General features: G+C 72.7%; 9 protein-coding genes. 5 read left to right on the top strand and 4 right to left on the bottom strand.

The features are described 5' to 3' along the window. The first annotated feature begins 212 nt into the window (after positions 1-212). Complete coding sequence (gene glgX, locus FNV62_RS34670; protein ID WP_143628170.1) at positions 213-2,480, top strand: glycogen debranching protein GlgX; 2,268 nt, start codon at positions 213-215, stop codon at positions 2,478-2,480. Between the two features lie 21 nt (positions 2,481-2,501). On the opposite strand, the gene FNV62_RS34665 is transcribed toward glgX, so the two are convergent. From FNV62_RS34665 to FNV62_RS34650, 4 genes are read right to left on the bottom strand one after another with little or no spacing between them, the layout of a single operon-like run. Further along, on the bottom strand, positions 2,502-3,143 hold the full coding sequence (locus FNV62_RS34665; RefSeq protein ID WP_143628168.1) for a response regulator: 642 nt from the start codon (positions 3,141-3,143) through the stop codon (positions 2,502-2,504). Continuing rightward, on the bottom strand, positions 3,133-4,398 hold the full coding sequence (locus tag FNV62_RS34660) for a sensor histidine kinase (RefSeq protein WP_097286295.1): 1,266 nt from the start codon (positions 4,396-4,398) through the stop codon (positions 3,133-3,135). The genes FNV62_RS34665 and FNV62_RS34660 overlap by 11 nt, the downstream gene beginning before the upstream one ends. 25 nt (positions 4,399-4,423) lie before the next feature. After that, positions 4,424-5,158, bottom strand: coding sequence for an ABC transporter permease (locus FNV62_RS34655; protein ID WP_097286294.1), 735 nt, complete (start codon positions 5,156-5,158; stop codon positions 4,424-4,426). Further along, positions 5,155-6,057, bottom strand: a complete 903-nt coding sequence (locus FNV62_RS34650) for an ABC transporter ATP-binding protein (protein ID WP_164331812.1) — start codon at positions 6,055-6,057, stop codon at positions 5,155-5,157. Before FNV62_RS34650 ends, FNV62_RS34655 begins: the two co-directional genes overlap by 4 nt. 191 nt (positions 6,058-6,248) lie before the next feature. Between FNV62_RS34650 and FNV62_RS34645 the strand changes: the two genes are divergently transcribed. Genes FNV62_RS34645 through FNV62_RS34630 form a run of 4 tightly spaced genes read left to right on the top strand, consistent with a single transcriptional unit; the run spans position 6,249 to position 13,490 of the window. Continuing rightward, the gene (locus tag FNV62_RS34645; protein ID WP_143628166.1) at positions 6,249-8,075 is read left to right on the top strand and encodes an ABC transporter ATP-binding protein; all 1,827 of its coding nucleotides are present in this window, start codon (positions 6,249-6,251) and stop codon (positions 8,073-8,075) included. Further along, a complete protein-coding gene (locus FNV62_RS34640) occupies positions 8,072-9,991 on the top strand; it encodes an ABC transporter ATP-binding protein (RefSeq protein WP_143628164.1) in 1,920 nt (639 codons plus the stop codon). The genes FNV62_RS34645 and FNV62_RS34640 overlap by 4 nt, the downstream gene beginning before the upstream one ends. A gap of 53 nt (positions 9,992-10,044) precedes the next feature. Continuing rightward, positions 10,045-11,754: an ABC transporter transmembrane domain-containing protein gene (locus FNV62_RS34635; RefSeq protein WP_143602963.1), complete on the top strand. Its 1,710-nt coding sequence runs from the start codon at positions 10,045-10,047 to the stop codon at positions 11,752-11,754. Next, positions 11,751-13,490, top strand: coding sequence for an ABC transporter ATP-binding protein (locus FNV62_RS34630; RefSeq protein WP_143602962.1), 1,740 nt, complete (start codon positions 11,751-11,753; stop codon positions 13,488-13,490). The genes FNV62_RS34635 and FNV62_RS34630 overlap by 4 nt, the downstream gene beginning before the upstream one ends. Positions 13,491-13,646 lie beyond the last annotated feature (156 nt).

The following is a 13,646-nucleotide window of genomic DNA, read 5'->3' as shown; positions in this document are numbered from 1 at the left end:
AGTGGGGAGGACGACGCGAAGGGGAGCCGCGCCCGTGAGCCGCAGGGGCGTACCGGCGTCGGGAGGTCGAGCGCGCGGAGGCCCGAAGGGCTGAGCACGGTCGGCCTCCCGACACCGGCTGTGCCGCCCCGGAGGCGAACGGGCCGACAAGAGGTGCCGGGACGCCGCACGCTCCTCTTCCGGCCGTCCACCGAGCCGCAGGAGGCTGAACGGTGTCGAGCGCAGCCGAGCAGGAGGCAGTGCCGGAGGGGCGGGCCACGGGTGAGAAGCTGCCCGCGCAGTCGTCTCCCGTACTGAACGGGGCCCAGAGGGCGCCGTCGCCCGCCGTGTCCGTGTGGCCGGGCGCCCCGACCCCGCTCGGGGCGCGCTTCCGCGTCGGCCCCGACGGCGCGGCGGGCACCAACTTCGCCCTGTGGGCGGGCGGGGCGGAGGCCGTCGACCTCTGTCTCTTCGACGAGCGGGACGGCGAGGTCCACGAGACACGCGTACCGCTCACCGAGCTGACCCACGAGATCTGGCACGGCTTCGTCCCCGGCGTGCTGCCCGGCCGTCGCTACGGCTACCGCGTGCACGGCCGCTGGGACCCGTGGACCGGCGCCCGCTGGAACCCGGCGAAGCTGCTCCTCGACCCGTACGCCCGTGCGGTGGACGGCGACTTCAGTCTGCCGCCCGAGGTGTACGGGCATGTCCGGGACTGGCCCCAGCAGCAGGTCGCGGACACCGTGCGCGACGACCGGGACTCGGCGCCGTACGTCCCCAAGGGCGTCGTCGTCCACGATGACGACGACTGGTCGGACGACCACCGCCCGAAGACCCCGTGGGCGGACTCGGTGATCTACGAGCTGCACGTCCGCGGCTTCACACGGCTGCACCCCGGGATCCCGGAGGAACTGCGCGGGACCTACGCCGGGCTCGCCCACCCGGCGGCGATCGAGCACCTGGTCGGGCTGGGCGTCACGGCCGTGGAACTCCTGCCCGTCCATCAGTTCGCCCACGAGGACCACCTCCTGCGGCGCGGCATGAAGAACTACTGGGGCTACAACTCGATCGGCTACTTCGCCCCGCACGCGGGCTACGCGTCCTCCGGGACGACGGGACAGCAGGTCGGCGAGTTCAAGCGGATGGTGCGGGCGCTGCACACGGCCGGTATCGAGGTGATCCTCGACGTGGTCTACAACCACACGGCGGAGGCCGGTGAGTTGGGCCCGATGCTGTCCCTTCGCGGCATAGACAACCGGGGCTATTACCGGCTCCAGTCGGACGCCCGCCGGTACGCCGACTACACGGGCTGCGGCAACACGCTGCACGTGGTGCAGCCGCACGTCCTGCGCCTGATCACGGACTCGCTGCGGTACTGGGTGACGGAGATGGGGGTGGACGGCTTCCGCTTCGACCTGGCGGCGGCGCTGGCCCGCTCGATGCACGACGTCGACATGCTCTCCCCCTTCCTCGCGGTCATCGCCCAGGACCCGGTCCTGCGTCGGGTGAAGCTGATCGCCGAACCGTGGGACGTCGGTTCCGGCGGCTACCAGGTGGGCGCCTTCCCGCCCCTGTGGACGGAGTGGAACGACCGCTATCGCAACGCGGTCCGGGACTTCTGGCGGGGCGCGCTGCCGGACGTACGGGACCTGGGGTACCGCCTCTCGGGGTCGAGCGACCTGTACGCGTGGGGCGGCCGGCGCCCCTATGCCTCGGTGAACTTCGTGACCGCCCACGACGGCTTCACGCTGCGCGACCTCGTCTCCTACGAGCGCAAGCACAACGAGGCCAACGGGGAGGGGAACCGGGACGGCACGAACGACAACCGGGCCTGGAACTGCGGGGCGGAGGGGGAGACGGACGAAGAGCGGGTACGGGGGTTGCGGCGGCGCCAGTTGCGGAACCTGCTGACGACGTTGCTGCTGTCCACCGGGGTGCCGATGCTCGTCGCGGGGGACGAGTTCGGACGCACCCAGCGCGGCAACAACAACGCGTACTGCCAGGACAACGAGATCAGCTGGGTCGACTGGAGCCTGCTGGAGGAACCGGGCTGGCGGGCCCTGTTCGACCTCACCTCACGTCTGATCGCGCTGCGGCACCGGCACCCCGTGCTGCGGCGCCGCGCGTTCTTCTCCGGCCGGGCCCATTCCGTGGACGGGTTGCGCGACCTGGCGTGGTTCACCCCCCGCGGGACGGAGATGACGGAACGGGACTGGTACGCACCGGCCGCGACGCTGGGGATGTACCTCTCCGGCCGGGACATCCCCGGACGCGACGCCCGCGGAGCGCCGATCGTGGACGACAGCTTCCTCGCGGTGCTGCACGCCGGGGACCGTCCGGTGAGCTTCGTCCTGCCGGGGCCTCCGTGGGCCTCGCGCTACGAACTCGTGGTCGACACCTCGACGGAGGATCAGGCGCGGGCGCCGGGCGTGATCCACCGCGCGGGCGGCACGGTCACCGTGCCGGCGCGGGCGGTGCTGTTGCTACGGGTGGTGGGCTGAGGCCTTCAGGGGCGCGGGGCGTCAGCCCAGGATGCCCCGGTCGTACGCGACCGCCACCGCCGCCGCGCGGTCGTTGACACCCAGCTTGGCGTACAGGTGGGTGAGGTGGGTCTTGACCGTGGCCTCGCTGATGAACAGGACGCGGGCGATCTCACGGTTCGAGGTGCCCTTGGCCACCAGGGCCAGGACCTCGCGCTCGCGGGCCGAGAGGGAGTCCTGGGTCGAGGCGGGCGCGCGGACCGCCGAGACCAGGCGGGAGGCGACCGCCGGGGAGAGCACCGTACGGCCCTGCGCCGCCGCGCGGACGGCGGTGAACAGCTCCTCCCGCGGGGCGTCCTTCAGCAGATAGCCCGTCGCGCCCGCCTCGATCGCGGGGAGGGTGTCGGAGTCGGTGTCGTACGTGGTGAGGACGAGCACCTTGGCGCGGGCGCCGCGGCGGGTGAGTTCCGCGATCGCCTCGACGCCGTTGCCGCCGGGCATGCGGAGGTCCATCAGGACGACGTCCGGGTCGAGGGAGGCGGTGAGGGCGACGGCCTCGACGCCGTTCGCGGCCTCGCCGAGGACCGTGAATCCCGGCGCGGACTCGAACATGCCGCGCAGACCGTCCCGTACGACGGGATGGTCGTCGACGATCAGCAGGGTGATCACAGCGTCATCGGTCATCGCGGACCAACGGTACGCGCGCCGAGACCGCCGTACCGCGGCCGGGTTCGGACTCCAGGGTGAGGGAGCCCGCGACGCGTTCGGCGCGGGCCCGCATGCCGTCCAGGCCGAAGCCGCCGTTGCCGGTGCGTCCGGGGACGGCGGCGGGGTCGAAGCCGCGGCCGTCGTCGCGTACGTCCAGGGTCACCTCGTCGCCCATGAAGGAGAGGGTGACGCCGAGCCGGGCCGCGCGCGCGTGCCGGGACGCGTTGGACAGGGCCTCCTGGGCGATACGCAGGAGCGTCGCCGAGATCTCCTCGTGGAGGTGTTCCGCCGTGCCGGTGAGGGTGAAGTCCGCGCGGACGCCGGTGCGTCGGGCCCAGTCCGCGACCGTCTTCTTCAGCGCCTCGGGAAGGCCGTCGTGTTCCAGGGCGACCGGAGCGAGGTTGTGCACCGAACGGCGCGCCTCACCCAGGCTCTGGCGGGCCAGCTCCGACGCGCGGCCCAGATGTACGCGGGCGGCCTCCGGATCGGGGGTGTTCGCGACGACCTGGAGCTGCGCGATGATGCCGGTCAGGCCCTGGGCGATGGTGTCGTGGATCTCGGCCGCCAGCCGGCGGCGTTCGTCGGCGACGCCGGCTTCCCTCGCCTGGACGAGGAGTTGGGCGTGCAGGGCGGCGTTCTCGTCGAGGGCCTGTTGCAGGGCGGCGTTGGTGCGTTCGAGTTCGGTGATGGTCTCGGTGCGCTCCCGGGAGCGCTGGGCCTCCTGCTGGGTGAGGTGGGCGACCACCATCTGCAGGCCGGAGTTGGCGACCAGGAGCGCGGCGAAGAGGATCCACTGGACGCCGCTCCCGAACGGCAGCCCGCCGGCCTGCGCAGCGGCCACGGTGACCGCGCTCGCGAACAGTCCGAGCCGCTGCCACCTGCCCGGGATCAGCTCGTCGGCGTCCATGTAGCCGGCGGCGGCGTAGAACGCGAAGAACGGGTCGATCCAGGTGAGGGCGAAGCCGATGGCCCAGCGGACGACGTAGTACGCCGTCCCCGCCCGGGACGGGATCCGGCCGCGGCCGGCCCGGCGGGCGCGGGTGCCGTGCCACCACAGCTGGAGGGCGACCGCGGCGACGACCAGGGCCCAGGCGGCGTACCACTCGCCGGAACGGTCGATCACGCCGGCAGAGGCGAGCGCGAGGACGACACTGACGCCGAGCAGACCGTACGGCCCCCAGGTGTGCAGCTGCTCCCAACGCCGCTCGATCTGCCGGTCCTTGGTGGTCATCTCCCCAGTCTGCACGGCCCCTCGCCTACTCCCATCGGAACCAGCGGGAGGCACCCGCCGTGAGCAGCACCGTCCAGGCCGCGAGCACCCCCAGGTGCGCCCAGCCCGGCCAGTCGCCCGCCGCCGCCCGGTTCAGCGCCTGCGCGGCGGCGCCGAACGGGGTGCAGCCGATGACCCGGGCGAGTCCGTGCGGCATGGCCTGCACCGGCAGCCACACGCCCGCGCAGAACATCATCGGGAAGAACACCGCCGACCCGATCGCGCCCGCGATCTTCGTCGTCCGCGACAGCGCGGAGACCACCGCGCCCAGCGCGAGCGCGGCCAGGATCGCGAGGAGCAGGGCGAGGAGATAGCCGTACGGCTGCTCGGGCAGTCGTACGTCGAAGGCGAGTCGGCCCACCGCGAGCGCGCACAGCGCCGAGACGAGCGCCGCCGCGCCGTAGACCAGCATCTGCGCGGACAGCAGGGCGGACGGGCGTACCGGAGTGGTGGACATGCGGCGCAGGATGCCGCGCTCGCGGTAGCCGGTGATGTTCTGCGGCATCGACTGCAGCGCGCCGACGATCATGCCGAGGAGCACGGCGACCGGGACGTACACGTCGACCGTGCGCAGGCCCCCCAGGTCGGCGTGGTGTTGGCGGAAGGAGGGGATGGAGCCCAGGATCACCAGCAGCAGGGTGGGGAACGCCAGGATCCAGAAGAGGGCGCCCGGTTCGCGGCGGAAGAGGCGCAGCTCGGTGCGCAGGACTGCGGTGTTCATGGGGTGACCTCCGTCAGGTCCAGGAACGCGTCGTCCAACGTGGCGTCGGAGACCCGGAGTTGGTGGGCGGTGATGTGGCCCCGGGCGAGCAGGGTGATGACCGCGTTGACGGTCTCGTCGGTGCCGGACAGCGTGATCCGGCCGTCCTTGTGCTCGACCGACGCGAGCGCGGGCAACGCGTTCAGGTCACCCTCGTCCAGCGGCGCGGACGGCGTGAAGCTGATGACGGTGGAGCCCGCCGAGCGCCGGATCAGCCCTGACGGGGTGTCCAGGGCTGCCACCCGGCCCTTGTCGATCACGGCGATCCGGTCGCACAGGCGCTGCGCCTCCTCCATGAAGTGCGTGACGAGCAGGACGGTGACCCCGCTCGCCCGGACGTCCTCGATGAGCTGCCAGGTGTCGCGGCGGGCGCGCGGGTCGAGCCCGGTGGTCAGTTCGTCGAGGACGACGACCCGGGGGTTGCCGATGAGGGCGAGCGCGATGAACAGGCGCTGTTTCTGGCCGCCGGAGAGCTTCGCGAAGCGGGTGGTGAGCTTGGCGGTCAGGCCGAGGCGTTCGGCGAGGGGCCGCCAGTCGGCGGGGCGCGGATAGAAGGCCGCGTACAGCTCCAGGGCTTCGCGGACGGTGAGCTTGGCCTGGAGCTCGCTCTCCTGGAGCTGGGCGCCGAGGACGCGGGCGACCTGTTCGTGGTCGGCGACGGGGTCGAGCCCGGTGACCCGGACGCGGCCCGCGTCGGGGATCCGCAGGCCCTCGACGCACTCGACGGTGGTGGTCTTGCCGGCGCCGTTCGGGCCGAGGATCCCGAAGATCTCGCCCTCCTCGACGGCGAAGGAGACACCGTCGACGACGGGCCGGCCGCCGTAGGACTTGCGCAGTCCGGTGACTTCGATGACTGACATGTCCCGAGGATCCCGGCGGGACGGGAGCGGGCACATCGTCCATCGCGCTCGAAGCGGCATCAACCGATCGGTTGATGCGGCGATACGACCGAGCCCCGGACCCGGGGCACCGGTCCCGGATCCGTGGAACGATTCAGGTCGGGCCAAAACTCGGTGGGCTCTGTCAGTGCCGAACCGTAGGCTCGCTCCTGATGTCCACTTCAGATGCGGTGACCCCGGGCCGAGCCGACCATTCGACCGTACGCAGCCTGCTGCGCCTGTGGCCGTACGTGCGGCCGGTGCGCACGCGGCTGTTCAGTGCCGCCTTCGTCGCGGTCCTCGCCTCCTGTACGGGGCTGGTGTTCCCGCTCGTCCTGAAGTGGATGGTGGACGGTCCCGTGGCCGAGCACGACGCGGCGGGCATCTGGCTCGGCGCGCTGTATCTGCTGCTGCTCGGGATCGCGGAGGCGGTGCTGTTCGGGCTGCGGCGGTGGCTGGTGGCACGGCCCCTGTCGGGGGTCGAGGCCGACATGCGGGCGGATCTGTACCGGCATCTGCAACGGCTCCCGGTCGCCTTCCACGACCGCTGGGCCTCCGGTCAGCTGCTGTCCCGGGGCACCACGGACCTGATGCTGGTGCGCCAGTTCCTCGCCTTCCCACTGACGTTCCTGCTGGTCAACTCCGTGACGATCCTCGTCGGCGTCATGATCATGCTGGCCCAGGAGTGGACCCTCGGCCTGGTGCTGCTGGCTCCCGCGGTGCCTCTGATGGTGGTCTGCTGGCTCTTCGAGCGGCACTACTCGCTGGTGGCGCGGCGGGCCCAGGACCAGGTGGGCGATCTGACGACGGTCGTCGAGGAGAGCGTGCTCGGCATCCGCATCATCAAGGGCTTCGGACGCCACCGCAGCCAGGCCCTCGCCTTCCGGGAGCTGTCCCGCACCCTGCGCGGCACGGAGCTGGCCAAGGCGCGCCTCCTCGCCGCCATCCTGACGGTCATCGTCACGCTCCCCGAACTCGCCATCGGCGCGGCCCTCGTGCTCGGCACGGTCCAGGTCGCCGACGGACACCTGTCCGCCGGCACGCTGGTGGCGTTCCTGTCCACGGCGCTCGCGCTGCGCTGGCCCGTCGAGTCCATCGGCTTCCTCCTCGCGATGAGCCAGGAGGCGGCGACGGCGACGGAGCGGTACTTCGAGGTGATGGACGAGCAGCCGGAGTCCACCGGGACGTCCGCGGTCTCCGCCGGGACGTCCGCGGTCTCCGACGGATCGTCCGCGGTCGCCGCCGGGAAGGGCGAGGGCGGACTCCGCTTCCACGGCGTCCAGTTCCGCTATCCCGACGCCCCGGCGGACGCGCCCCCCGTCCTCGACCGCATCGATCTGCACATCCGTCCGGGTGAGTCGATGGCCCTGGTCGGCGCGACCGGCACCGGGAAGACCACCCTCACCGCCCTCGTCCCACGGCTGCACGAGGTGACGGCCGGGCGGATCACGCTGGACGGCGAGGACATCACGGCGATGCCCCGCGAGGAGCTTCGCGCGCGCGTGGCCGTGGCCTTCGAGGAGCCCACGCTCTTCTCGGCCGGCGTCGGGGAGAACGTGCTCATGGGCGCCCCGGACACCGCGGGCGAAGCGGACCTGGACCGTGCCCTCGCCGTCGCCCAGGCCGACTTCGCGCACGCGCTCCCGCAGGGCACCCGGACCCAGGTCGGCGAGCAGGGCCTGAGCCTGTCCGGCGGCCAGCGCCAGCGCCTCGCCCTCGCGCGGGCCGTCGTCGGCCGCCCCGGCTTCCTCGTCCTCGACGACCCCCTGTCGGCGCTGGACGTCCACACGGAGGCCGCGGTCGAGGCCGCGCTGCGCCGCGTACTGGCGGAGACGACCGCGCTGATCGTGGCGCACCGCCCGTCCACGGTCCTGCTCGCCGACCGCGTGGCCCTGCTCTCCGGCGGCCGTATCACCGCGGTCGGCACCCACCACGAACTGCTGCGCAGCAACGCCGAGTACGCCCATCTGATGTCAGGTGACGAGGAGGCCGACCGATGACGGCGCCCACGACGACCGCGCCGAACAAGGAACCGGACCGGGAACCGGGCAGGGAAGCGGGCACGGCACCCGACGGCGGGGAGCCCGGCACGGACCGTCCGGACGCGCGGGAGTCCCACGAGCACCAGGACCCCTTCGACCGCGACGCCCTGCCCACTCCCCCGGACGCCACCGCGGCGCTCCTGCGTTCCCTCCTCGCCCCGCTCAAGGCCCGTGTGGTGGTGACGATGGTGCTGCTCCTGCTCCAGCAGGCCGCGATCCAGGCGGGCCCACTGATCGTCGCGTACGCCATCGACCGTGCCGTACCGGCCTTCCGCGCGCACGACCACGGCCCGCTGATCGCGGTGGGTGTCGGCTATCTGCTGTGCGCGCTGGCCGCCGGCGGACTCCAGTACGCCTTCACCCAGGCGTCCGCCCGCGTCAACCAGGACGTGCTGCTCGACCTGCGCGGCCGGATCTTCCGCCACGCACAGGCGCTCAGCATCGACTTCCACGAGCGCTACACCTCGGGCCGGCTGATCTCCCGCTCCACGACGGACGTCGAGTCGCTGCGCGAACTGCTCAGCGAGGGCCTGCAGGAACTCATCACGGTGATCCTGTCCTTCGTCTACATCTCGGCGATGCTGCTCTGGCTGGACCTGGGTCTGGGCGCCGTGGCGGTGGCGTCCTTCGTACCGCTCTATCTCCTCGTACGGCAGTACCGGCGCCGCGCGGGCCGTATCTACCGCCTCCGCTCGACCGCGATCGCCGCCGTCATCGTGAAGTTCGCGGAGACGATGAACGGGATCCGGCCGGTGCGCGCGTTCCGCCGCGAGCACGCCAACGACGCCGAGTTCCGGGTGCTCAACAAGCGCCACGAACGCACCAACGGCGACGCCCTGCTGGAGATGGCCCGCTATGTCGTCGGCTCCCGGCTGGTCGCCAACACGGCGGTCGCGGGGATCGTGCTGTGGGGCGCGTACCGGGTGGCCGGGGGTTCGCTGGCGCTGGGCGTGCTGGCCGCCTCGGTGCTTTATCTGCGCCGCCTGTACGACCCGATCGACCGGCTGGGCATGTTCCTCAACGCCTACCAGTCCGCGGCGGCCTCGCTGGAGAAGATCGCGGGCCTGCTGGCCCAGACACCGTCGGTGCCGGAGCCGGCCGAACCGAGGCGGCTGCCCGCGCTCGCCTCCGCGCAGCCGGGCCGCGAGGTCGTCTTCGAGGACGTCCGCTTCGCCTACCGCACCGGCGGCGAGGTGCTGCCCACCTTCTCGCTCACGATCCCCGCGGGGCAGACGGTGGCCGTGGTCGGCTCGACGGGCGCGGGCAAGTCGACGCTCGCCAAGCTGCTGGCCCGCTTCTACGACCCCACGGACGGCCGGGTCCTGCTCGACGGCGTCGACCTGCGCGAGCTGTCCGTGCCCGAACTGCGGCGCGGGGTGGTGATGGTGACCCAGGAGGCCTTCCTGTTCTCCGGCACGGTCGCCGAGAACATCGCCATCGGCCGCTCCGACGCGAGTCGCGAGGAGATCGAGCGGGCCGCCAAGGCGATCGGCGCCCACGACTTCATCAGCGCGCTGCCCGAGGGCTACGACACGGACGTACGCAAACGGGGCGGCCGTATCTCCGCCGGGCAGCGCCAACTCGTCGCCTTCGCACGAGCGTTGCTCGCCGACCCGGCCGTCCTCATCCTCGACGAGGCGACCAGTTCCCTCGACATCCCGGGGGAACGGGCGGTGCAGCGCGCCATGTCGACGGTCCTGCGCGGCCGGACGGCGGTGGTCATCGCCCACCGTCTGTCCACGGTGGAGATCGCCGACCGGGTGCTGGTGATGGAGCACGGGCGGGTGGTCGAGGACGGCAGCCCGGCCGAGCTCGTCGCGTCCACCGGCAGGTTCGCGGATCTGCACCAGGCATGGCGCGACAGCCTCGTGTAGCCGACGGCGAGCGACTCGTACAGCGGACGGCGAGTGAAAGGCATGAGGGCTGGATGATCGACGCTCACGAGGACCCGGGGACGCCCGACTGCCGGGGCGGGTGGCGGTATCTGTGGTGGCTGGTCACCCGGCAGTCGGGGCGCAGCGCGGCCGGCGCGCTGCTCGCCACGGTGTGGATGACGCTCCTGGCGCTGCCGCCGTATCTGCTGTCCCGTGCGATCGACGACGGCCTGGAGCCGGACGACCGGGGCGCGCTGTTCGGCTGGACGGCCGCCGTACTGGGCATCGGCGTGTTCAACGCCTGGCTGGGCATCATGCGGCACCGCACCATGACCAAGGTCCGGATGGACGCCAACTTCCGCACGGTCAAGGTCGTGGTGGGGCAGTCGGCGCGGCTGGGTGCCGCGCTGGGCCGCCAGGTCGGCGCCGGGGAGGTCGTCACGATCGGCGTCGGTGACGTCCAGACGATCAGCCAGTCGCTGACCGTCGTCGGTCCCGGCATCGCCGCGATCGTCACCTACGGCGTGGTGGCCGCGCTGCTGATGTCGGTCTCGCTCCAGCTGTCGGTGGTGATACTCCTCGGGGTGCCGCTGATCGCCGGGCTCGTCGGCCCGCTGATGGGTCGGTTGCAGGGTGCGGAGACCGAGTACCGCGAGCGGCAGGGCGTGCTGACCGCGCGGATCGGCGACCTCGCGGGCGGCCTGCGCGTCCTCAACGGCCTGGGTGGCAAGGGGCTGTTCGCGGACACCTTCCGCCGCGACTCGCAGCAGCTGCGGGCGCAGGGGTACCGGGTCGGGGCCGCGACCAGCTGGATCCAGGCACTGGGCACGGGACTGCCGACCCTCTTCCTCGCCCTCGTGACCTGGCTCGCGGCCCGACTCGCCGCCCAGGGCGAGATCTCCATCGGCCAGTTGGTGTCCGTGTACGGCTATGTCGCGGTCCTGGTGATGCCGGTGTACTTCTTCATCGAGAGCGGCTACCAGCTCAGCCGGGCCGTCGTCGCCGCCCGGCGTGTCGTACGGTTCCTGTCCCTGGAGCCCGTCGCCGACCACCCCGACGCCCGGGACGCGCCCGCCTCCCCGGCGGTGCTGCACGATCCGGACTCCGGGGTACGGGTGCTGCCGGGGCGGCTCACCGCGCTGGTCGGAGCCGTTCCCGTGGAGTCCGAGGCCGTCGTCGACCGCCTCGGCCGGTACGCGGAGTCGGCGGTCACGTGGGGTGGCGTACGGCTCGACGAGATCGCCCTGGCGCAGGTGCGCGAGCGGATCCTGGTCGCGGACAACGAGGCCGACCTGTTCGCGGGCACCCTGCGCGAGCTGGTCTCCGGTCGCCGGGAGCACGACGAGGAGGCGATCGCCCGGGCGGTGCGCGCGGCGGCGGCGGACGACATCGTGCTCGGTCTCCCCGACGGTCTCGACTCGGACGTCGCCGCCCAGGGCCGCAGCCTCTCCGGCGGCCAGCGACAGCGCGTACGTCTGGCGCGGGCGCTGCTCGCCGACCCCGAGGTACTGCTCGCCGTCGAACCCACCTCGGCGCTCGACGCGCACACCGAGGCGGCGGTGGCGGCCCGGCTGCGGGCCGCACGCTCGGGCCGTACGACCGTCGTCACCAGCACCTCGCCGCTGATGCTCGACCAGGTGGACACCGTGCACTTCCTGGTCGACGGCAAGGTCGCGGCGAGCGGCAGCCATCACGAACTCCTCGACGGGGAGCCGGCGTACCGGGCACTGGTGGCCCGCGACACGGAAGAGGTCCTGCGATGAGCGCGCATCTGCCGGTCGCCGAACCCGTCGAGGTGCGCCGGGCGGCACTGCGGCTGATCCGGGCGGACGGGCGGTCCTTCGCCGCCGTGCTCGGCCTCAACTCGCTGGCCGCGGCGGCCGGTCTGGTCGGACCCTGGCTGCTCGGGCGGATCATCGACGACGTACGGGCCGGGGACGGTGTGGACGTCGTGGACCGGCTGGCGTCGGTCATCCTGGTGTGCTCGCTGGCGCAGCTGCTGCTGGCGCGGTGGGCACGGTACGTGGGGCACCGCTTCGGGGAGCGGACGCTGGCCCGGGTGCGGGAGCAGTTCGTGGAGCGGGCGCTGAGTCTGCCCGCCTCGGTCGTGGAGCGGGCCGGCACCGGCGACCTGACCGCGCGCGGCACCGCCGATGTCACCGTGGTGGGCAACACCCTGCGCGACGCCGGGCCCGAACTGCTCATCTCGTGCGCCCAGGCGTTGTTCATCCTCGGCGCGGTCTTCGTCATCGCCCCGCTGCTCGGCGCCTGCGGGGTGCTCGGGCTCGTCGGGATCTGGTTCGCCCTGCGCTGGTATCTGCGCCGTGCGCGCACCGCGTATCTCGCCGAGGGCACCGCCACCTCGGACGTCGCCGAGATCCTCGCGGCCACCGCGTCCGGTGCCCGTACGGTGGAGGCGTTCGGGCTGCAGCGCGGCCGGATCGCCGCGAGCCGTCGGACGCTGGAGACGTCCCGCGTCAGGCGGATGCGGACCCTGTTCCTGCGCAGCGTGTTCTTCCCGGCCGTGGAGGTGTCGTACGTCGTTCCCGTGGTCGCCGTCCTGCTGGTGGGCGGTGCCCTGCACGCGAGGGGGGCGATGAGCCTGGGTGCGGTGGTCGCCGCGACCCTGTATCTGCGCCAGCTCGCGGAGCCGCTCGACCAGATCCTGATGCAGGTCGAGCAGCTGCAGAGCAGCGGCGCCTCGTTCGCCCGCGTCGAGGGGCTGGCCCGCGCGCCACGGGCCGTGCCGTCGGGCTCGCCGACCCCGGTCGACGACCGGATCGACGTGACCGATGTCCGCTACTCCTACGACCGCGGGGGCGAGGTGCTGCGCGGAGTCGACCTGACCGTGCGGCCCGGGGAACGGCTGGCCGTCGTCGGGCCCTCCGGCGCCGGGAAGACCACTCTGAGCCGACTGCTCGCGGGCATCGACGCGCCGCGGTCCGGGTCGGTGACGGTGGGGGGCGTACCGATCGCCGACCTCGATCCCGAGCAGTTGCGCCGCCAGGTCGTCCTCGTCACCCAGGAGCACCACGTGTTCCTGGGCACCGTTCGGGACAATCTGCTGATCGCCGAACCCGCCGCCGACGACGCGGCGTTGTGGGCGGCGCTGGCCGCCGTCGGTGCCGACGGCTGGGTACGGGAGCTGCCGGACGGCCTGGACACCGAGCTCGGCACCGGCGGCCGCCGGACGGACGGGTCGCGGGCCCAGCAGCTCGCCCTGGCCCGGGTGGTGCTGGCCGACCCGCACACCCTCATCCTCGACGAGGCGACCGCCCTGCTCGATCCGACGACCGCGCGCCACACCGAGCGTGCGCTCGCCGCCGTGCTGGAGGGGCGCACGGTGATCGCCATCGCGCACCGGTTGCACACCGCGCACGACGCGGACCGGGTCGCCGTGATGGAGGACGGGCTGCTCACCGAACTCGGCACGCATGACGAGCTGGTGGCGGCCGAGGGGGCGTACGCGGCACTTTGGCGGACGTGGCACGGGGACTGAGGCGGGGGCCGAGCGGGGACCAGGACGGGGGCCCGAGCGGGGTCGGGGCGGGGCTCCGAGCGGGGTCGGGGCGAGGCCCTGAGCGGGGGTCAGGGCCGGGTGCGTCGGGGCTCGTCCGGCCGCTCCGGGCGAGGTGCGGCAGGGCCCTCGCGCCTC

Source organism: Streptomyces sp. RLB3-17 (genome assembly GCF_007113425.2).
In the GTDB taxonomy this organism is placed as follows: domain Bacteria; phylum Actinomycetota; class Actinomycetes; order Streptomycetales; family Streptomycetaceae; genus Streptomyces; species Streptomyces mirabilis_D.
Note: the sequence above shows the minus strand (reverse complement) of the source record. Positions and strands in the feature narration are given on the sequence as shown.

Coding starts and splice junctions, on each gene's coding strand:
- FNV62_RS34660 (WP_097286295.1), bottom strand. CDS start 4,398: ATGACCACCAAGGACCGGCAGATCGAGCGGCGTTGGGAGCAGCTGCAC.
- FNV62_RS34630 (WP_143602962.1), top strand. CDS start 11,751: ATGAGCGCGCATCTGCCGGTCGCCGAACCCGTCGAGGTGCGCCGGGCG.
- FNV62_RS34645 (WP_143628166.1), top strand. CDS start 6,249: ATGTCCACTTCAGATGCGGTGACCCCGGGCCGAGCCGACCATTCGACC.
- FNV62_RS34650 (WP_164331812.1), bottom strand. CDS start 6,057: ATGTCAGTCATCGAAGTCACCGGACTGCGCAAGTCCTACGGCGGCCGG.
- FNV62_RS34655 (WP_097286294.1), bottom strand. CDS start 5,158: ATGAACACCGCAGTCCTGCGCACCGAGCTGCGCCTCTTCCGCCGCGAA.
- FNV62_RS34665 (WP_143628168.1), bottom strand. CDS start 3,143: ATGACCGATGACGCTGTGATCACCCTGCTGATCGTCGACGACCATCCC.
- FNV62_RS34640 (WP_143628164.1), top strand. CDS start 8,072: ATGACGGCGCCCACGACGACCGCGCCGAACAAGGAACCGGACCGGGAA.
- FNV62_RS34635 (WP_143602963.1), top strand. CDS start 10,045: ATGATCGACGCTCACGAGGACCCGGGGACGCCCGACTGCCGGGGCGGG.